The 19,999-nt window shown below is 71.7% G+C and carries 11 protein-coding genes; 5 read left to right on the top strand and 6 right to left on the bottom strand.

The window, feature by feature from the left end:
- Nucleotides 1-33 precede the first annotated feature (33 nt).
- The 4 genes from ACFUN8_RS16140 (at nucleotide 34) to ACFUN8_RS16155 (ending at nucleotide 8,635) form a co-directional block, all read left to right on the top strand.
- Complete coding sequence (locus ACFUN8_RS16140) at nucleotides 34-891, top strand: TylF/MycF/NovP-related O-methyltransferase (protein ID WP_383636957.1); 858 nt, start codon at nucleotides 34-36, stop codon at nucleotides 889-891.
- Nucleotides 892-960: 69 nt separating this feature from the next.
- The gene (locus ACFUN8_RS16145) at nucleotides 961-4,503 is read left to right on the top strand and encodes a CDP-glycerol glycerophosphotransferase family protein (RefSeq protein ID WP_383636960.1); all 3,543 of its coding nucleotides are present in this window, start codon (nucleotides 961-963) and stop codon (nucleotides 4,501-4,503) included.
- Nucleotides 4,500-7,469 carry a CDP-glycerol glycerophosphotransferase family protein gene (locus ACFUN8_RS16150; RefSeq protein WP_383636963.1) on the top strand — a complete coding sequence of 990 codons (2,970 nt, stop codon included), beginning with the start codon at nucleotides 4,500-4,502 and terminating at the stop codon, nucleotides 7,467-7,469. The genes ACFUN8_RS16145 and ACFUN8_RS16150 overlap by 4 nt, the downstream gene beginning before the upstream one ends.
- On the top strand, nucleotides 7,466-8,635 hold the full coding sequence (locus ACFUN8_RS16155) for a glycosyltransferase (protein WP_383636966.1): 1,170 nt from the start codon (nucleotides 7,466-7,468) through the stop codon (nucleotides 8,633-8,635). The genes ACFUN8_RS16150 and ACFUN8_RS16155 overlap by 4 nt, the downstream gene beginning before the upstream one ends.
- Nucleotides 8,636-8,640: 5 nt before the next feature.
- Here the strand turns inward: ACFUN8_RS16155 and ACFUN8_RS16160 are convergent, their stop codons facing one another.
- Nucleotides 8,641-9,393: a dienelactone hydrolase family protein gene (locus ACFUN8_RS16160; protein ID WP_383637043.1), complete on the bottom strand. Its 753-nt coding sequence runs from the start codon at nucleotides 9,391-9,393 to the stop codon at nucleotides 8,641-8,643.
- Between the two features lie 113 nt (nucleotides 9,394-9,506).
- On the opposite strand from ACFUN8_RS16160, the gene ACFUN8_RS16165 reads away from it, so the two are divergent.
- Complete coding sequence (locus ACFUN8_RS16165) at nucleotides 9,507-9,950, top strand: MarR family winged helix-turn-helix transcriptional regulator (RefSeq protein ID WP_383636969.1); 444 nt, start codon at nucleotides 9,507-9,509, stop codon at nucleotides 9,948-9,950.
- A 13-nt stretch (nucleotides 9,951-9,963) separates the two neighbouring features.
- Here the strand turns inward: ACFUN8_RS16165 and ACFUN8_RS16170 are convergent, their stop codons facing one another.
- The 5 genes from ACFUN8_RS16170 to ACFUN8_RS16190 form a co-directional block, all read right to left on the bottom strand.
- Nucleotides 9,964-12,207: a CDP-glycerol glycerophosphotransferase family protein gene (locus ACFUN8_RS16170; protein ID WP_383636972.1), complete on the bottom strand. Its 2,244-nt coding sequence runs from the start codon at nucleotides 12,205-12,207 to the stop codon at nucleotides 9,964-9,966.
- Nucleotides 12,208-12,345: 138 nt separating this feature from the next.
- The gene (locus ACFUN8_RS16175; protein WP_383636975.1) at nucleotides 12,346-13,263 is read right to left on the bottom strand and encodes a carbohydrate ABC transporter permease; all 918 of its coding nucleotides are present in this window, start codon (nucleotides 13,261-13,263) and stop codon (nucleotides 12,346-12,348) included.
- Nucleotides 13,260-14,627 (bottom strand): carbohydrate ABC transporter permease, encoded by a 1,368-nt coding sequence (locus ACFUN8_RS16180; protein ID WP_383636978.1) that lies wholly within the window; start codon nucleotides 14,625-14,627, stop codon nucleotides 13,260-13,262. Before ACFUN8_RS16180 ends, ACFUN8_RS16175 begins: the two co-directional genes overlap by 4 nt.
- 4 nt (nucleotides 14,628-14,631) lie before the next feature.
- Complete coding sequence (locus tag ACFUN8_RS16185) at nucleotides 14,632-16,032, bottom strand: ABC transporter substrate-binding protein (protein WP_383636981.1); 1,401 nt, start codon at nucleotides 16,030-16,032, stop codon at nucleotides 14,632-14,634.
- 366 nt (nucleotides 16,033-16,398) lie between these two features.
- Nucleotides 16,399-19,800 carry an FHA domain-containing protein gene (locus tag ACFUN8_RS16190; RefSeq protein WP_383637046.1) on the bottom strand — a complete coding sequence of 1,134 codons (3,402 nt, stop codon included), beginning with the start codon at nucleotides 19,798-19,800 and terminating at the stop codon, nucleotides 16,399-16,401.
- Between the last annotated feature and the right edge of the window lie 199 nt (nucleotides 19,801-19,999).

Raw genomic sequence — 19,999 nt, forward strand, 5'->3', positions numbered from 1 at the left:
ATCGGCGGAGTTCTCCGCGTACCGTCCGTCGGCATGGCATGGCGAAGCGCAGTGAACGGCGCACTCGAAAAGCTCACCGGATATCAGCTCAGGCGGATCCCCGTCCCCGCCCCGCGGTCGGCGACGCCGACAACGCCGGCGCCCCCCGTCGTACCGACGCCGGAACCGCCGGCCGCGGAGCCGACGCCCAAGCCCAAGCCGAAACCGAAGCCGGCGGCGCTCCCCGCCGACTACGACGACGGGGCGAAGGAGATCATCCGCGCGGTCAAGCCGTTCACGATGACCTCCCCGGAGCGGCTCAACGCCTTCATCCTGGCGACCCGCCATGTCGTACGGCACAACATCCCCGGTGACATCGTCGAGTGCGGGGTCTGGCGCGGCGGCTCGATGCAGGCGTGCGCCAAGACGCTCCTCGCGCTCGGCGAGACCGACCGCGACCTGCACCTCTTCGACACCTTCGAGGGCATGCCGCCGCCCACCGCCGAGGACCTGCGGCGCGACGGCAAGTCCGCCGAGGACCTGCTCGCGGCACAGGGCAAGGACCGGCCGATCTGGGCGATCGCCTCGCTGGAGGACGTGCAGGCGGGCTTCGAGCAGGTGCCGTACCCCGGCGAGCGGGTGCACTACGTGCAGGGCCTGGTCGAGGACACCGTGCCGCAGCAGGCACCCGAGCAGATCTCCATCCTGCGCCTCGACACCGACTGGTACGCCTCCACCAAGCACGAACTGGAGTTTCTCTACCCCCGGTTGGTGAGCGGCGGTGTGCTGCTCATCGACGACTACGGCTACTGGCAGGGCTCCCGCCAGGCCGTGGACGAGTTCCTGGAGAAGACGGGCGAACGGCTGCTCATGCTGCGCATGGACGAGGGCCGGATCGCGGTCAAGCCCTGAATCCAGCCCCGCCGTTCAGTAGTTCGGAAGTTCGGAAGTTCGGAAGTTCGGAAGGACCGTGCACCGCGCATGACCCCCCGCCTCACCGTCGTCGTGCCCATCTACAACGTGGAGGACTATCTCGACGACTGTCTCCGCTCACTGGCCGGACAGACCATGGCCGACTCCGAGATCGTCATGGTGGACGACGGTTCCACGGACGGGAGCGCACGGATCGCGAGACGGTTCGCCGATCGGGACGAGCGGTTCCGGCTGGTCGAGCAGGAGAACGCCGGGCTCGGCGCGGCACGCAACACCGGAGTCCGGTACGCCCGGGGGGAGTTCCTCACCTTCGTCGACAGTGACGACGTGGTGCCGGACGACGCGTACGAGCGGATGCTCGCCGCGCTCGACGCCTCGGGCTCCGACTTCGCCACCGGCAATGTGCTCAGGCTCGGTCCCGGCGGCGCGCTCGTGCAGGCGCCGATGTTCCGCAAGCCGATGGCGACGGAGCGCTCCGGGACCAGGATCACCCGTGACTGGGTGCTGCTCGGGGACCGTATCGCCTGCAACAAGGTCTTCCGGAAAGCCTTCTGGGACCGGCACTCCTTCGCCTTCCCGTCCGGGGTGCTGTACGAGGACATCGCCGTCGTGCTGCCCGCGTACTTCCTGGCGGGCGGCGTGGACGTGCTGTCCGGGCCCGTCTACCACTGGCGGACCAGGGACGGCTCGATCACCGCGAAGCGCGCCGTGCCGAAGGGGATCCGGGACCGGGTCACCGCCGTGTCGTCCGTCAGCGACTTCCTCGCCGAGCGACGGCTGGTTCAGGGGCAGGCGCCCGCGGGCGGCGACAGCGAGGTCAACTGGGGCGACGCACAACGCCGTTACCACCAGCACGTCCTCTCCGGCGATCTGTGGCTGTTCATCGAGGCGCTGCCCGACGGCGACGCCGACTTCCACGCCGCCTTCCTCGACCACGCCAACACCTTCGCCGCGACGGTCGACCAGGGCGTCTTCGACGCCCTGCCGCTGCATCTGCGCGTCAAGTGGCATCTCATCCGTGAGCGCCGGATGCCCGAACTCCTCGCGCTGCTGGCCCACGAGAAGGCCGACCCCGGCGCCTTCGGTGTCCGTGGACTGCGCAGGTCCCGCGCCGAGTACCCGGTGCTCACCGGCGGTCTGCCCCGGGCCGTCGCCACCCTCAAGCCCAAGGAACTGCCGGTGACCTCGCATCTCACCGAGGCCGTATGGCGTGACGGGCGACTGCACCTCAAGGGCTACGCGTACGTACGCAACGTGCCGGCCGACGCGCGCCGCAGGTCCGTCAAGACGGCGTGGCTGCGCGCCGGGAAGCGGCGTGTGCTGCCGCTGCGGACGCGCACCGTGCGGATGCCGGCGGCGACGTACGAGTCCAAGCAGGGCCTGCACATCTACGACTGGGCCGGGTTCGAGACCGTCGTCGACCCGCGTCGGCTGGTGAAGGCGCGGGGCTCCCGCTCCGTCCGTACCGTCTGGAAGCTGGAGATGGGGGTGTTCGGAGCGGGACGGCTGCGCCGGGCGCCGCTGCGGCTGACGGGCACGGCCGCGGCACCCGCCGTGCCCGCCGTGCACTACGTGGACGACACCACGCGCGTCGTCCCCACGCTCTCCGGCAACAAGCTCGAACTGCGCGTCGAGCCCGTACGCGCGCTGCTCACCGACCACTTGGGGACCGGCGGCGCCGTACGGATCGAGGGTCTGCTCCAGGCCACGGGCAGCTCCACGAGCAGCCCGCCGAGCGCGCTGGCCGTCCAGAACTGGTACACCAAGGACGTCCACGAGGTCCCCCTGAAGCTCGCGGACGGCGCCTTCAGCGCCGACATCCCCCTCACCGTCTTCGGCGACCCCACGGCGCGCCGGCGATCCACCGTGCCCTGGGGTGTCCATCTCGTACGGGCCAACGGCAGCCGCTTCGCCGTGGCGGCCCGTGGCGCGGTCCGGCCCGGACACTACGGCCTGGGCGACGGGCGGGAGTTGTACGTCACCGCCAACGCGGCGGGCGACCTGGTCCTCAGCGACCAGACCGAGCAGCCGGTGGTCGACGCGCTCGACTGGACGCCGGACGGCGAGTTGATCCTGGAGGGCAGCCAACCCGCCCTCCGGTCGGCCGAGTTGGTGTTGCGGCACAGCGGCCACCACGAGGAGAACGTCTTTCCGGTCGACACGCTCGCCGACGGCCGGTTCCGTACGGCCCTGCTGCCCGGCGCCGTCGAAGGACTGAACGGCACCCGCCAACTGGCCGAGGGCCGCTGGCTGTTGTACGTCCGCGAGCCCGGCGAGAGCGACCCGGAGCGCTACACCGCCGTACGCGTCCAGCCCTCGCGGCACCAGACGCTGCCGCTCGTACGGGCCCTGGACGAAAGGGAGTTCACCCTCGACCGGCACCGTCAGGACATGCTCCAGTTGCACTCCGGGTCCGTGCTCCCGGAGCAGGACCGCGGCGCGTACCGGCAACAGCGTCTGCGCCGCGTCTACGCGAGCGCCCGCACCGCCGGACCGCTGCGCGACGCCGTGCTCTACAACAGCTTCGACGGCAGGCAGTACTCCGACTCGCCACGCGCCGTCCACGAGGAACTCGTGCGCCGCCGGGCCCCGGTGGAGCATCTGTGGGTGGTACGCGACCGGCAGGTGACCCTGCCGCGCGGCGTCCGCGCCGTCGAACTGCACAGCGCCGACTGGTACGAGGCGCTGGCCCGCAGCCGATGCGTCGTCAGCAACACCCATCTGCCTCAGTGGTTCGAGCGGGCGGACGGGCAGTATGTCGTCCAGACCTGGCACGGCACCCCGCTCAAGCGCATCGGCCGCGACCTCACGGGCAGCGCCCACGCGGACGAGGCGTACATCGCGACCCTGCCCGGCCGGGCCGCGCAGTGGAGCGTGCTCGTCTCGCCCAACAGCTTCTCCACGCCGATCATGCGCCGCGCCTTCGGCTACGAGGGCACGGTCCTGGAGTCCGGCTATCCGCGCAACGACCTGCTGCACGCGTCCGACCGGGACAAGGTCGCCGACGCGCTGCGCGAACACCTGGAGATCCCCGAGGGCAAGCGCGTGATCCTGTATGCGCCGACCTGGCGCGAGGACCAGCCCAAGAAGGGCGGCCGCTACGGGCTCGACCTCCAACTCGACCTGGAACAGGCGGCGGAGGAGCTGGCGGACGACCATGTCCTGCTCGTCCGCCGGCACTACCTCGTCGGCGGTACGGTCCCGGGCGCCGGGCGCGGCGCGACCGGCTTCGTACGGGACGTGTCCCGCTACCCGGACGTCGCCGAGCTGATGCTGATCAGCGACGCCCTGGTCACGGACTACTCGTCGCTGATGTTCGACTTCGCGCAGACGGGCCGCCCGATGTACTTCCACGCGTACGACCTGGAGCACTACCGGGACACGCTGCGCGGCTTCTACTTCGACTTCGAGTCGGCGGCGCCCGGACCGCTCGTCACCGACACCGCCGCGCTGGTGGCGGCGCTGCGGGCGCCGAGATCCCGGGTGCCCACCCCCGCGTACGACCGGTTCCGGGAGAGCTTCTGCGACCTGGACGACGGCACCGCCGCCGGCCGGGTCGCGGACCTGATGCCCGTGGGGGGCGGCGCATGAGCGCGGTGGAGATCAGCTGCGTCGTCACCGCGGGACCGGATCCCCAGGCGCTGCGCAGGTCCGTCGAGTCCGTCGTCGCGCAGACCATGCGCGCCACCGAGGCGGTGGTGGTGCTCGGCCTGACCGTCACGAGGCCGGTCGGCAACGCGGAGTCCGTCACGGGACCCGCCGGGGCAGGACCGGCGGCCGAGGGCCGGCGGGTTGGTGAGGGCTCCGACGCCGACGCCGACGCCGACGCCGAGTCCGAGTCCGTCGCCGACGACGTACGCGCCGTGGCCGACGAACTCGCCGCGCTCGATCCGGCGCGCGTCAGGATCGTCACGTCCGGCGCCGAGACCCCCACCACGGCCCTGCTGCGCAACCACGGCCTGGACCAGGCACGCGGCCGGTACGTCATCGTCCTCGGCGAGGGCGAACGCCTCCAGCGGGACGCCTGCCGCAATCTGTGGGAGGCCGCCGAACGCTCCGGCGCCGAACTCGCCGCCGGACGCTGGACCCGCCGCGTAGGCCGCCGCGCCAAGGAGCAGCCCCCGGCCCGGCTCGTCGAGAGCGAACTGTACGCGCGCTGCCGCACCCTCGACGCGCCGGCCGAGGCCCCCGAACTCGTTGTCGCCGACGCCCTGGTGACCGGATTCTGTGTACGCACCGCCCTCCTTGAGCGGGTGGGACTGCGCTATGCCGAGGACCTGGACCGCAGCGAGATCCTGTTCGGCGCCGAACTGGCCGCCGCCGCGCGGCGGATCGCGCTCGTCCCCAACCTGATCGTCAGCGGCCGGCCCCCCGACGACCCGGCCGCCACGTTGGAGGGACAGCTCGCCGCACACGTACGGGTCGCCGAACTGCCCCTGTTCCAGGGCGATTCGGTGCTGCGCGCGGCCCGCGACCGCGCGTTCCTCGCCGACCAACTTGTTCCGCTCGCACGGCAGTTCCCGAAGCTGGACCCTGACGAGCGCGCCCGCGCCGCCGCCCTGGTCGCCGCGCTGCCCGCAGCTCGGACCGACCCGGACCTACGGCTCGACCTGCCGCCCCTGGAACGGGTCTGCCTCCAACTCCTCGTGGACGACGACGCGGAGGGCGTACTGGCCGCCGGTTACGCGCTCGGCAGGCCGGGCACCGTCGCCTCGGCGCTGACCGAGCGGGACGGCAGGGTGTACTGGCGGGCGACGCTGCCCGACGACCCGAGGGAACGGGCGGCGCTCGACGTCACGGAGCTGGGCCACCAGTACCGGTCGCCGGCGGACACCCCGTTGCTGAACCACCTCACCCACTGCGGACAGGAGGGCGACCGGCTCGTCCTCGAAGGACAGCTCCCCGCGCCGCTCCAACTGCTCGACGGCGAAGCCCCGTTGACGGCCACCCTGGAGTTTCTGGCACGCGGCAGCGACGGGCGGCTCGTCTTCCGTACCCCCGTGGACGAGGTGTGGCGCGAGGCCGACACCGTCCGCTGGCGCGCCTCCGTCGAGATCGGCGCGCTGCTGCGCGTCGGCGGCGCCCGGGACCGCGTCTGCGACCCCCGCCTCGCCCTGCACACACCCACCGGCACCACCACCGGGCCGCTGTTCCTGGAGCGGCACCGGGTCGACGCGGCGGGCAGTTACCCGGCACGGCCGCGCCGGGGCCGGCTGTTCGGCGACAGCTGGAAGCCGTACGTCACGGTGAAGCACCACCTCGCGCTCCAGTTGGAGGCGCGGCGCCGCCCCGGCCGTCTCGCGGCGGCGGCCGTCAACTACCTCACCCACTTCCGACCGGCCCGCAAGGCGAAGAGGCTGGCCAAGGGCCTGCGCCGGCGCTTCGACCGGCTCTCCGCCCGCTCCGTCAAGACGCGCGTGTACAACCGGCTGCTCATCCGGCTGCCCGTCCGCAAGGGCTCGGTGGTCTTCGAGAGCCACATGGGCAAGTGTTACGGCGACAGCCCCCGCGCCATCCACGAGGAACTGCGCGCGCAGGGCCGCCGCCGGGTGCGCAGCACCTGGTCGTACGCGACATCCGCCGACGGCTTCCCGGCGGACGCGCGGCTGGTCCGGCGGCTGTCCTGGCGCTATCTGTGGGCGCTGGCCCGCGCCCAGTACTGGGTCGACAACCAGGGCTTCCCGCTCGACCTGAAGAAGCCCCCCCGCACCACCTATCTGCAGACCTGGCACGGCTCCGCGTACAAGCGCATGGGCTTCGCCGAGAGCCGGATCAAGGCGCAGAACGCCCCCGAGCGCGACAAGTTGAGCGCCGCGCTCGCCCGCTTCGACCACTTCCTCGTACGGTCCGAACACGACGTGGCGACCCTGGCACGGGACTACCGGCAGCCCGCCGAATCCCTGGTGGCGTGCGGCTATCCGCGCAACGACCGCCTCGTGCGCGCCCGTGCCACCGACGAGAGCCAGGGGCGCTTCCCGCGCCCGGCGCTCGCGGCGGACCTCGGGATTCCCGACCACCGCAAGGTGGTGCTGTACGCGCCGACCTTCCGGGGGATGCCGAAGAAGGGCCGTACGACGCGACTGCCGCTCGACGTGAGGCAGTTCGCGGCGCGGTTCGGCGACGAGTACGTCCTGCTCGTACGGGCCCACTATCTGGAGTCCGCCGCCGTGCCCGTCTGCCCGCCCGGCACGGTGATCGATGTGTCCGGCCACCACGACGTCAGCGAACTGCTCTGCCTCGCCGACGCGTTGATCACGGACTACTCCTCCATCATGTTCGACTACGCCCTGCTGGACCGGCCGATGGTCTTCTTCACGCCGGACCTGGACGCGTACGTGGCGGAGCGCGGCAGCTACTTCGACCTGCGGGCCGAGGCGCCCGGTCCCGTGGTCGCGACCGAGGTCGAACTGCTGCGGGCCATGGACGAGTTGAAGCAGTCCGACGCCGCGCACCGGGCGGACCGCGCCCGCTTCGCCGAGAAGTTCGGCGGCTACGAGAGCGGCCAGGCCGCGCGTACCGCCGTGGACGTGCTCTTCGCAGGAAGGCCCCACCGATGACCACGATCGCACCCCCCGCCGTCGAACCCCGCGAGCTGATCCTCCTCGCCAACGCCACCGACGTCCTCGGTGGCGTCACCGCCTGGACGCACCAGATGGCCCGTCTCTTCGGCGACCACGGCCACCGGGTCCAGGTCGTCGGCATCCACGAGGCCGAGCTGAAGCTCACCCTCCCCGAACCGCCCGCCTATCCGGTGACAGCGCTCTACCCCTCCCACCCGGCGACCCCCTGGCGCGCGCGCCCGCCGTTCGGCTACTTCGACCTCGCCGCGCGGCGCCGCGAGGCGGCCAGGGTGAAGGACAAGCGGCGGGCCGTCGCGCGTCTCTCGGAGATCTTCCGGGCGGCCGGGCCCGGCGCGCTGGTGATCGTCACCCAGGTGTGGCCCATGGAGTGGGTCCTGGAGGCGGACACCACGGGGGTGCGGCTGATCGGGATGAGCCACGAGTCGTACGAGTACAGCAAGCGGTGCCACCGTTTCCGCTGGATCAAGAACAGCTATCCGCTCGTCGACCGGTGGCTCACCCTCACCCAGGAGGACGCGGACGCCTGGATCGCCGAGGGCTTCGACAACGTCGGCGCCATGCCCAACGCGCTCGGCGCCCTGCCCGAACTCCCCTCCCCCCGCACGGAGAAGACCGTGGCCAGCATCGGCCGCCTGGACGACCAGAAGGGCATCGATCTGCTCCTGGAGACCTGGTCCCTGATGACCGGTGAACGGCCCGACTGGCGGCTGCGGATCTACGGCGCCGGCCAGGACGGCGCCGCGCTGAAGAAGCGCTGCACCGCGCTGGGACTGGACGGCTCGGTCGAGTGGATGGGCCCCACCGACGACGTGGTGGGCGCGCTGGCCGACAGCTCGGTCTTCGTCCAGTCCTCGCGGGGCGAAGGGTTCCCGCTGGCCCTCATGGAGGCCATGGCGAGCGGCGTACCGTGCGCGGCGTTCGACTGCGCGCCGGGCGTCCGGGAGATCGTCACGGACGGTGAGGACGGCCTCCTCGCCCCTCCGGGCGACACGGACGCGCTGGCCGACCGGCTGCTGCGGCTGACGGGCAACCCCCGGCTGCGGGACACCCTGGGGGACCGGGCGCGGATGAACGTCCAGCGGTACTCGGAGGCCGAGATCCTGCGGCGCTGGCACGAGTTGTTCGCGCTGCTGGACCGCTGAGGGCCTCAGCGGCCGGCCAGGGCGCCGTCGAGCAGAGGGATCAGACGGTCCCAGTGGCGCCGCAGCCCGGAGGCGCTGAACGCGTCGGTGTCGGCCATGGTGAAGCCGTGGACGGTGCCGGGGTAGATCTCGGTGGTGTGGTCGACACCCGCCGCCGCTTCGAGGGCCCGGTCGAGCGTGCTGATGTCCTCGGGCGACATGTCGTTCTCCGAGAGGCCGACATGTACGCGGGCCGTGAGCGCGTCGAAGTGGCGGTGCGGGCTGTCGGGCGCGTCGGTGACCAGGAAGCCGGGGTGGAAGACGGCGACGGCGGCCACCTGACCGGGGTGGGCCGTGGCGGTACGCATCGCCCAGAGGCCGCCCATGCAGTAACCGGTCACGGCGACCGGTCCCGCGGCGACCTCGGGCCGGGCGGTGAGGAACGCGAGGTAGGCGTCGGCGTCGCGCAGGACCCGTTCGGTGGTGTGCGCGAGCATGAAGGGCATCAACCGCTCGATGATCGCGGGCCGGACGTCCTCTCCGATGTGCGCGGGGAGTTCGACCACCGGTCCCGGGCCGTGCCGGTAGTAGACGTTGGGGACGAGCACGTAGTACCCGTGCCCGGCCAGTTCGCGGGCCATCTCCTCCAGTATGGGCCGCATGCCGAAGGCGTCCATGTACAGGAGCACCCCCGGGTGCCGCTCGCCGTCGTCGGGGAAGGCGGCGAAAGCGTCGGCCTGGCCGTCCGGGGTGGGAATCCGCACTGTCGTGGTGGGAATGGTGGATCTTCCTTTCGTGGAGTTCACGCCGGTGGCGTTAGTGACGCTAACGTCCACGGCGCGAGTGAACGTACATTGTTAGTCGGACTAACGCAACAGGTGGAGGGGAAGCCATGAACAGTGACGACAGGCTGCGTCGGCGGGCGAGCCGGCTGCTGTCGCAGGTGACCACGCGGTCGGACCGGCTGATCAACGAGGGTCTCGCCCAGGCCGACGCGCGCAAGTGGCACTACGCCGTGCTCGCCTCACTGGAGGACTTCGGACCGGCCAGCCAGGCCGCTCTCAGCGAGCGCACCGGCATCTACCGCAGCGACATGGTCGGCGTGCTCAACGAACTGGCCACACGCCAACTCGTCGAGCGCACACCGGACCCCGACGACCAGCGCCGCAACATCATCACGCTCTCCACCGCGGGCCGCCGCCAACTTCGCCGCCTCGACAAGGTCCTGGACACCCTCCACGACGAACTGCTCGCCCCCCTGACCCCGACCGAACGGGCCCAGCTCGTAGGCTTGTTGACCCGCCTGCTGGACCACCTCGACGCGCCGGAGAACTGACGGGCGGGCCGGCTCAGCGGCCCGCGTCCGACATGTTCCGCCCGTGGCGCTGTTGTGGCAGCGTCAGTGGGGACGGGGCCGGGGTGCGGTCCTCCAGGGGGACCGGGGTCGGGAGGCCCGTCGTTTCGCCCAGGAAGACGCGGCGGACCACCCGCTCGGCCGCCAGGCCGTCGTCGTACGGGCAGAAGCGTGCCCGGAAGGCCGCGCGGAGTTGGGCCGAGCGGGAGCCGCGCCAGTGGTCCGTGGTGAAGATGTCGATCAGGTCGTCCTCGTCGCGCGCCACCGCGCCCGGTGGGAAGGCGCGGACGTCGAAGTAGGTGCCGCGGGCCGCCTCGTACGCGTCCCAGTCGTCGATGTGGATGACGACGGGCCGGTCCAGATTCACGTAGTCGAACATCAGCGACGAGTAGTCCGTGATGAGCGCGTCGGCGGCCAGGCACAGCGACTCGACCCGGTGGTGGCCCGAGACGTCGATGATGCGCGGGTGCGGGGTGTGCGGCAGGGGGGCCTCGTACGTGTGGTGGGCGCGGGTCAGCACCACGAAGCGCGGGCCCAGCGCCTGGGCGAGCCGTTCCAGGTCCAGCGGGACGTACGGGGTGCGCCGGTAGTCGCGCTGGGTGGGCGCGTACAGGACCGCCGTGAAGCCCTCCGGGATGCCCAGGGACTCCCGCAGCCGGGCGACGTCCGCCGAAGTGGCGCGCTGGAACACGTCGTTGCGCGGATAGCCGTATTCGAGCGCCGTGTGGCCGGCCGGATACGCCTTCTCCCAGACGAGGGTGGAGTGCCGGTTCGCGGAGAGGGAGAAGTCCCACTGGTCGACGCCCGCGAGGAGCCGGTCGAACTCGGTGCGGCGGGCGGCGGCCGGATGGTCCTGGAGGTCGAGGCCCATGGACTTGAGCGGGGTGCCGTGGTGCGTCTGGAGGAGGATCTGCTGGGGGCGCTTGACCAGGCGCCGGTCGAAGTTGACGTTGTTCACGAGGTACTTGTCGCGGGCGAGCGCCGTCCAGTAGCCGAAGCTGCCGGGGCGCAGCTTGCGGGTGGCGGTGGGCACGGTGTGGTGGTACTCGGCGCGGCCGATCCACGACGTGCCGATGTGCGGGGCGAGTTCGCGCACCTTCTCCTCGATGGCCGCCGGGTTGCAGGCGTAACCCCGGCCGTCGTACGCCGCGAAGACCGCCCTGTTCTCCCGTACCGGCAGGCACCGTTGGATCCTGTAGTGCAGCTGCAGCGCCCCGGCGCGCACGGCCCGGCCCAGGGCGGTGGCGGCCCGGCGGGCGCCGATCTGCGCGCGCTGCGCCGTCCACAGGGCGCGGTACGTGCGGTGGGCGCCGAACCGCAGCAGGGTGTGGCGCAGCCGGGCCCGCAGCAGCGGCGCGGAGCCCGGGGTGCGGTGGCGGCGGTGGTGGGCGCGGGCCCGGCGGAAGAACTCGGGGCGGCTGCGGCGCGGCAACCGCCCCCGTACGGCGACGAGTTTGGAGAAGTGGTCGAGCATCCGCCGGAACAGCACGGGCCGCCAGTCGTCCAGCGCGGGCCGTGAGTCGATGAACGCGAAGACCCGGTCGTACTGGTCGAAGATGTCGAAGTGCTTGCGGCTGGTGGTGGAGAGGATGTTGCCCTGGCGCCGCTGCCGGTAGTGCACGCAGACGCGGTCGAGCGTCGTGATCGAGTCCGCGGCCATCAGGACGGGGAAGGTCCAGGGCGTGTCCTCGTAGTAGCCGGGCGGGAAGGTGAAGTTCTGGCGGGCGATGTACTCGCGGCTGTACGCCTTGTTCCAGACGACCATCAGCACCCTCAACAGGTCGGGCCTGTCGGTGAGTCGGAAGGACGCGGGGCCGCTCTCGTCGAGCAGGTCGGCGAGGATGTTCCGCACGACCTCGCCGGACCAGTACGTACGGGCGTAGTCGTAGACCAGGACGTCGGGGCCGTCCGTCTCCTTGAGCCGGTCGGCGATGGTCTGGAGCGCGCCGGGGGTGAGGGTGTCGTCGCCGTCGAGGAAGATCAGGTAGTCACCGGTGGCTCGGGCCATTCCGGCGTTACGGGCGGGGCCGAGGCCCTCGTTCTCCGCCAGGTGCACGGCGACCACGCGCCGGTCGGTCGCGGCGACCTCGTCGATGATCGTCCCGCAGGCGTCGGGTGATCCGTCGTCCACGGCGACGAGTTCGAAATCCTCGTAGGTCTGGTCGAGCACCGACCGCAGACACTCCTGCAAGTACGCCTGGACCTTGTACGCGGGGACGATGATGCTGAACCGGGCCATGGCTCGGGAACGGCCGATGGAGTGACCGGGTTACGCCAGACGTGGCATACGGGGGACAAATGCGCCGGGCGGGCCGGTAGTTGAACCGGCCCGCCCCTTTTGGCGTACTTTCCCGTCGAACGGGTGCCCGAAACGGCCCTACTTGACCGCCCCCGCCATGACCCCCGTGACGAACTGCCGCTGGAACAGGAAGAAGACGGCCAGCGGGATGATCATCGACAGGAAGGCGCCGGGCGCCAGCACATCGATGTTGTTGCCGAACTGCCGTACCTGCTGCTGGAGCGCGACCGTGATCGGCGGATTCTCGGAGTCCGCGAAGATCAGGGCCACCAGCATGTCGTTCCAGACCCAGAGGAACTGGAAGATGCCGAGCGAGGCGATCGCGGGACCGCCGAGCGGCATCACGACCCGGGTGAACAGCCGGATCTCGCCCGCGCCGTCGAGCCGGGCCGCCTCCAGGAGTTCCCGTGGGATCTCCGCGAAGAAGTTCCTGAGAAGGAAGATCGCGAAGGGGAGTCCGAAGGCGACGTGGAACATGACCACGCCGAAGGTCGTCTCGAAGATCCCGATCTCACCGAAGAGTTCGGAGACCGGGATGAGCGCGACCTGGACCGGGACCACCAGCAGACCGACGACGAGCATGAACCACCAGTCGCGACCGGGGAAGTCCATCCACGCGAAGGCGTAACCGGCGAGCGAGCCGATCACCACGACCAGCACGGTCGACGGGACCGTGATCATCACCGTGGACCAGAGGGAGTTGGTGATGATGTCGTTGGAGAGCAGCTCCGAGTAGTTCTCGGTGGTGAGCTGCGCCGGCTTGGTGAAGACCTCCCACCAGCCGCTCGCCGCGATGTCCGCGCCGCCGCGCAGCGAGGAGATCAGCAGACCGATCGTCGGCATCATCCAGAACAGGGCGACCAGGATGAGGAAGACCTGGACGACTCCGCTGCCGGCCTTCGCCGCTATCCGGGCCGGCAGGGACTGCTTCGCCTTGACCGTCGTGTCGGCCGGCGGCGGCTGCTTCGCCTTGACCGCTGTGTCGGTGGTAGTCATCGGCGGTTCTCCTTCTGCATCCGGCGAATGTTGAAGAGCATCACCGGGATCACGAGCAGCAGGAGGAATACGGCGATCGCGCTGCCCACGCCGACGTTGGCGTCCGTGCCGAACGACGAGCGGTAGAGCTGGAGCGCCAGCACGTTCGCGTCGTCCTGGGACGAGCCTGGCGCGATGATCAGTACCAGGTCGAAGATCTTCAGCACATTGATCATCAGGGTGACCATGACGACGGCCAGGACCGGTGCGAGCAGCGGGACGGTGATCCGGCGGAACACGTCCCACTCGTTCGCGCCGTCGACCCGCGCGGCCTCCAGGAGTTCACGCGGCATGCTGGCCAGACCGGCGCCGATCAGCACCATCGCGAAGCCCGCCCACATCCACAGATAGCTGCCGATGATCGCGGGGGTGACGAGGGACGGGCCGAGCCAGTCCACGCCGTTGTACGGCTCCTTGAAGTTGCTCTCGGGCAGCTGGAGTACGGCTCCGTCGGCCGAGGCCGGCAGGGTGAACGTACCGTCGGAGGCGGCGCTGGCCGAGGCGACGACCTTGCCGTCCTTGACCGCCTCGATCTTGAGGCCGCCGAGACCCAGCTCCTTGGCGTCGACGACGTTGGGCTTGCCGCCGCCGCCCTTGGTGAAGTCCAGCCACGCGGTGCCGGTGATCTCGCCGCCGCCGCTCGGGGCCGCCTTCGCCGGTTCGGCGTCGGACGGCATCTTCCCCGGCGGTACGCCGACCAGCGGCAGCAGCACCGGAGTGCCCGCCGAGACCGGCGCCTTGGTGACGAACGAGCCCTTGGCGTCGCCCGCCTTCAGCGGATGCACCGGCAGCGGGCGTGCCTTCGGGTATCCGGCCGATTCGGAGAACGTGTCGTGCACGCCCACGGCGACGGCGTTGGCGATGCCGCGCTCCGGGGCCTGCTCGTACACGAGCCGGAAGATGATGCCCGACGCGAGCATCGAGATCGCCATCGGCATGAAGACGATCAGCTTGAACGCCGTTCCCCAGCGCACCCGTTCGGTGAGTACGGCGAAGATCAGACCGAGCGCGGTGGCGACCGTGGGGGCCACCACCACCCAGATCAAGTTGTTCTTGATCGCGGTCCGGATGGTGTCCTCGGTGAATATCTCCACGTAGTTGTCGAAGCCCGCGAAGTTGTCGCCGGACTGGTCGAGGAACGACCTGTAGACGGAGAACCCGATCGGGTAGACCACGAGCGCGCCCAGCAGGACCAGCGCGGGCAGCAGGAACGCCACCGCGAGGCCCTTGCGTGTGCCTGTCACGCTCTTGCGCTTCGTCCCCTTGGCGGGGGGCGGGGGCGCCGACACCTTGGTGCCGGTGCCCCCTGTTGTCGCCGACGTCACCGCGTCAGCTCTTGTAAGCCTTGGCGGCGTCCGACTCCAGCTGCTGCTGGGCGCCCTTGACGTCCTTCGGGTTCTTCAGGAAGTCCTGGAGGGCCTTCCACTCGCCCTTGCCGGGCGTACCGCCGAACGACTGCGGCATCTGGTCCGACATGTCGAAGCGGAAGTCGTCACCGGCGTCGATGAGCGCCTTGGCGATGTCACGCTGCACGTCGCTCGGGTACGCCTTGCCGTCCAGGGCCTTGTTCGGCGAGATGAACCCGCCGGCCTCCGCCCAGATCTGCGCGGCGTCCGTGGAGGCCAGGAAGGTCAGCAGCGCCTGGGCGCCCTTGCTGTCCGTGAGTGCCACGGCCGCGTCGCCGCCGGTGACCACGGGGGAGTCGGCGCCAACGGCCGGGAACGGGAAGATCTTCGCGTCCGTGCCGACCTTGGCACCGGCCTCGGTGACGTTCACACCGGCGAAGTCCGCGGCGAACACCATGGCGGCCTTCGGGACGTCACCACCGGTGAAGGTCTGGGTGACGGAGGCGGGGAACTCGGTCTGGAGCGCGCCGTCCGCGCCGCCGGCGACCAGGGTGGGCTTGCCCCACAGCTCGGCGAGCGTCGTCAGGGCGGTGGCCACCGACGGGTCGGTCCACTTGATCTCGTGCTTGGCCAGCTGGTCGTACTTCTCCGGACCGGCCTGCGACAGATAGACGTTCTCGAACCAGTCGGTGAGCGTCCAGCCGTCGGCGCCGCCGACGGAGACCGGGACGACGCCCGACGCCGAGATCGTCTCGGCGGTCGTCAGCAGGTCCTTCCAGGTCTTGGGCTCGGCCGCGCCGGCGTTCTCGAAGGCCGTGTTGTTGTACCAGACCAGCGACTTGTTGGCGGCCTTGAAGTACACGCCGTACTGCTCGCCGTCGACCGCGCCGAGGTCCTGCCAGCCCTTGCCGTAGTTCTTCGACAGCTGGGCCTTCGCCTCGGCGCCGACGGGCTTGGCCCACTTCTTCTCCACGGCCTGCGTGATCGCGCCGACCTGCGGGAGCATCGCCACGTCGGGCGGGCTGCCGCCGGCGATCTTCGTGCCGAGGAAGTTGACGATCGGGTCCTGCGCGGGGACGAACGTGACCGTCGCACCGGTCCGCTTCTCGAACTCGTCCAGGACCTTGGTGAAGTTGGCCTGCTCGGGGCCGGTCCACACCGCGGCGACCTGGATCTTCTCGCCGTCCAGTTTGGGCAGTTCGACCGTGGTCGCGGGCTTCTTGCTCTCGCTCCCACCGTCCGACTTGTCCTCGGAGTCGCCACCACAGCCGGTGAGCACCACGGCGCCGACGACGACGGCCGCCACCGCCGCTCTGTGTGACCCTCGTGCCGCTGAGCGTGCTCCGGCTCCAAATGCCCTGCGGCCATTAAGAGTTGTACGCATGACTGCCCCGTCTCTCCATCGAGCGTGCGGATCTTGACGCATGTTTACGCATGCGGACCGGCGCCCCGAGCGAGCTGACGACGCCGTCCTTGTCCCGTGCGGTAAGTCCTACGCGCAGTGACCGTAGGTCGCAATACTGTCTTGGGCTTCAATTCGAAGATCGTGATGGGCTCGTGACGTCGTTTACGGACGTAGGGGTAATTTCAGAGATGTGAAGGCATGGCGACCTGCCGAGGTCTGGACCAGAACACGCTCCGACCTCAGGATGTCCGCTTTCGGCCACGAGACGGCCACCGGGTGACCACGCGGCGATCGGTCGGCGATCGACCGGCGAGCGACCGGCGGCCGGCCGGGCGACGGTTACCGTCAGACACGACCCAGGGGTCCCACGGGCATCGCCGACACCGAACGGGCCGCCCTTTCCAGGGCACTTGCGAGCAGGGCCAGATCCGTCGGCCCGTTGCCCAGCTCGCGCACCGGCCGACGGGCCGGCGGATCGCCCATCCGCTCCCACTCCAGCGGGACGACCGTGGGCCGCAGCGTCGCCGTACGCGGGATACGGCCGGTGACCCGGCCGCCCTGGAACGGCGTCACACGGCCGTCCGGATGCCCGAGCCTGCCGCGGCCCGGCAGCGGATCGTCCGGGGCGGGCGCGACCGGCGGCAGGTCCAGCACCACCCGGAGACGGGTCCGGCCCGCCAGCTCCGTCTCCGACGTCCGCTCGGGGCGGGCGGACGTGGCGACCAGATGGACACCGAGCCGCTCGCCGTCGCGCGCGATCGCCTCCAGGGCCCGTACGACCGAACCGGCCGCCGGGCGGCCCGGACTGCCCAGCGCGGGCGCGACCAGGGCGTCGTAGTCGTCGACGAGGACGATGAGCCGCGGGAGGACCGGGCCCGGTCCGGGCTCGCCGCGTGTACGGGAGGAGGTCTGGCGCAGCCTGAGAGTGCTGCCGCCCGACGTGCCGCCCGCGGCGGTGCTGTTCGCGCCTGAGCCGCCCGCGCCGCCCCCGCCACCGGTGGGTTGCTGCTGCTGCTGCGCCGCGTCGGCGCCCTGCGCGGTCCCCGGTCCCGCCACCTGCTGCTCGGCGCGCTCACGACGCGCACCACGCTGCTCGGCGGGGCTCGGCGCGCGCTGGCCCACCATCCGCTCCGCGACCTCACGTCTGTTGTGCCACTCGGCGAAGTCCAGCCGCCCCAGCACCTCCGCGCGCCGCTTCAGCTCCGCCCCCAGCGCCTGCGCGAACTCCCGCATCCGGATCGGGTCCGACGCCACCAAGTGCTCGGTCACATGCGGCAGTTCCGTACAGGCCAGCAGCCCCTCGCCGCGCTCACCGCCCGCGCCGTCCACCAGGAGCAGCCCCAGCCTGTCCGGGCGGCCGCCCGCGGCCAGGGACGCCGCGACCGCGCGCAGCAGCTCCGAACGGCCGCTGCCCGGCGGCCCCTCGATCAGCAGATGCGGGCCCTCCTCCACCAGATCCACCGTCACCGGGCCGTGCGGCCCCGTGCCGAGCACCGTGGTGCTCCCCGCCGCCGACGCCCAGCGGGCCATCAGCGACGCGGGAGTCGCCCGCGCCAGTCCCAACTCGTCCAGCAGCCTGGCCGAACGCGGCAGCGCCGCGGCCTGCCGGCTCCGGCCCGAGGAGGCCGCGCTGCCGGCTTCCGTACGGAGGGGGGCCAGCGCCCGGCCGAAACGGTCGGCCCACGCCGGGGACACCGCGTCCACCGTCGCGACCGTGCCGTGCCCGGCGGGCTCTCCCACCGCCGTACGGAGCAGCCGCAGCGCCGTCGCCACATCGCCGCTCAGCAGGGCCACCGCCCCGCACTCCCGGAAGGCGAGCGAGGCCGCGCACGCCGTCTCGTACGTCGCGGCGACCGGCGAGACGGGCGAGGCCGCCTCCGTCTCGGCGAGACAGATCACATGGACACCGGCCACGGAACCGGCGCCCGCCAGCCGCGCGGTGGTCTCGCGCAGCGCGGCCGAGCCGGGATCGCCGTCCACGACCACCAGGGTGGCCGCCCCCTCGTACCGGCCGGCGGCCTCGGCGACGGACCTGCTGTCGGCCGACGCCCACCCCGTACCGAGCGGCCCGTCGTCCAGCCGGCGCGTCAGCTCGCCCAGCCGGGCGGTGGCCTGGTCCCGGTCGTAGGCGAGGAGCAGCCGGCAGTCCTGACCGTGGGCCGGCCGCACGTGCGGCAGCCAGCCGAGCCAGCCCCACTCGCGCTTGCGCTGCTCCACGTTTCTGTTCCGGTCCGCGCTGACCAGCACGATCTCCAGATCGGCGGGGGAGTGCAGCGCGGCGAGCTGCGCCACGGCCGACCTGGCGAGGCCGGTCAGCCGCTCCCTGGGGCCCGCGAGACCGAGCGAACCGGCCTCACGCAGGCTCACGGTCACGGGGACCGACGGCAGCGGACCGGACCCGTCGGGCGACGGGCGCTCCGTCGTGCCCAGCCGTAGGACGAGCGATTCGGGGTGGCCGGGGCCGCGCTCCCAGAGCCGGGGGCCGGGGCCGAGAGCCGTCATCAGTACGGAGGCGGGGTCGGGCCAGGTCTCGTCGCGGGGCGTGTGACTCCGGGGGCGCGAGGCGGCCGCCGGGACGCCCTCGTCGCCTTCGGGGAACTCCTCGTCGCGTGTGCCGGCCAGCCGGCGGGCCCAGGCGCCTATGCCACCGCGCCGTCTGCCGGGTCCTTCGGGCAGCTCCGTGCCGCGCATGGGCGTGCCCTGGCGGCGGGAGCCCGGCGTACGGCTGTGTCCCTGCGGGCCGTCGTCGGCCGCGCCGAGTGCGTCGTCACGGTCGGCCCGGTCGTGCGCGGGACGCCCGCCGCCGCCGGGCACCGGCGCGTACAGGGCGTCGCCGTACCGGGTGTCGGCGTCCGAGCGGGGGGTGCGCGGATCGGGCACGCGCGGTGTGACGGCGGGGCCGCCGTGACCGCCCTGGGTGTACGCGTGGACCGTCCGGCCGCCGGGGGTGCCCGACCCGTACGCCCCGGAGTCCTGGCCGGACCGCGGGCCGCTGTACGTCCCCGGTCCCGCCGCCGCGCCGGACGCCGCGTCGGCCCCCGCGCCTTCGCCCGTGGCGCCCCTGCCGCTTCCTGCCCGGCCGCTTCCCGCCGTACCGCCCGTACCGTCTCCGCGCGTGATCCGCAGATGCCCCTCGCCGTCCGGCGCGGTCGCCAGGGTCTCCGTCCGGCCGCCGGAGGTGAGCCGCAGCGCGGACTCGCCGAGCCGCAGCAGGGCGCCCGCCGGGAGCGGGACCGGCCGGGACCCGACCCGTACGCCTTCGAGCGTCGTGCCGTTCGTGGAATGCAGGTCCGCCACCGAGACATGACCGTCATCGGCCACCGTCACCGAGCAGTGCAGCCGCGAGACGTCCGGATCGTCGAGCGGTACGTCGGCGTCGGCCGAGCGGCCGATCCTGACCTGTCCGCCGTGCAGCAGATGCACCCCGCCCGCGTCCGGACCCGCGACCACATGGAGCTGGGCCGGGACGTCGTCGGTGGGCGCGTCGTCCTCGCCGGGGACCTGGAGGGAGAGCACGGCGCCGTCCACCAGCGGTGGCTCGCCCAGGGTGCGGCGCTGCGCGTCCAGCCGCTCCCGTCCCGCGTACAGCACGACGGCGCCCGAGACGTCGGGGCCGGCGACGGCCGTGGCCAGGGCGGAGGCGACGGTGGCGAGCGCCGTCCCCGCCGGGGCGGTGACGAGCACGTCGCACGCGCGCCCCGCGGGATGGCCGCTGCGCGGCGCGAGGACGGTCAGCCGGATCTGCATCGCCGTCAGCGGTCCCTTCTGCGCGGGGTGCCCGGCAGGGGTGCTGCCCTGTGTCAATCCCCCCACCCGGCACCGACACATCGTCCGGTACAGGTCGGCACGGACGGTGAGCGAACGACCCCACACACCGAGTGCTGGATGGCATCTTCGCACCTGCCACCGACAACACGCCCACGGACCACGGGTAAGTGATCTTGAA

Origin of the sequence: Streptomyces sp. NPDC057307 (assembly GCF_042667665.1) — a bacterium.
Classification (GTDB): domain Bacteria; phylum Actinomycetota; class Actinomycetes; order Streptomycetales; family Streptomycetaceae; genus Streptomyces.

Bases quoted from the DNA above. Each gene is read 5' to 3' on its own strand.
- ACFUN8_RS16185 (WP_383636981.1), bottom strand. From the start codon at position 16,032: ATGCGTACAACTCTTAATGGCCGCAGGGCATTTGGAGCCGGAGCACGC.
- ACFUN8_RS16150 (WP_383636963.1), top strand. From the start codon at position 4,500: ATGAGCGCGGTGGAGATCAGCTGCGTCGTCACCGCGGGACCGGATCCC.
- ACFUN8_RS16190 (WP_383637046.1), bottom strand. From the start codon at position 19,800: ATGCAGATCCGGCTGACCGTCCTCGCGCCGCGCAGCGGCCATCCCGCG.
- ACFUN8_RS16155 (WP_383636966.1), top strand. From the start codon at position 7,466: ATGACCACGATCGCACCCCCCGCCGTCGAACCCCGCGAGCTGATCCTC.
- ACFUN8_RS16145 (WP_383636960.1), top strand. From the start codon at position 961: ATGACCCCCCGCCTCACCGTCGTCGTGCCCATCTACAACGTGGAGGAC.
- ACFUN8_RS16175 (WP_383636975.1), bottom strand. From the start codon at position 13,263: ATGACTACCACCGACACAGCGGTCAAGGCGAAGCAGCCGCCGCCGGCC.
- ACFUN8_RS16140 (WP_383636957.1), top strand. From the start codon at position 34: ATGGCATGGCGAAGCGCAGTGAACGGCGCACTCGAAAAGCTCACCGGA.
- ACFUN8_RS16170 (WP_383636972.1), bottom strand. From the start codon at position 12,207: ATGGCCCGGTTCAGCATCATCGTCCCCGCGTACAAGGTCCAGGCGTAC.
- ACFUN8_RS16165 (WP_383636969.1), top strand. From the start codon at position 9,507: ATGAACAGTGACGACAGGCTGCGTCGGCGGGCGAGCCGGCTGCTGTCG.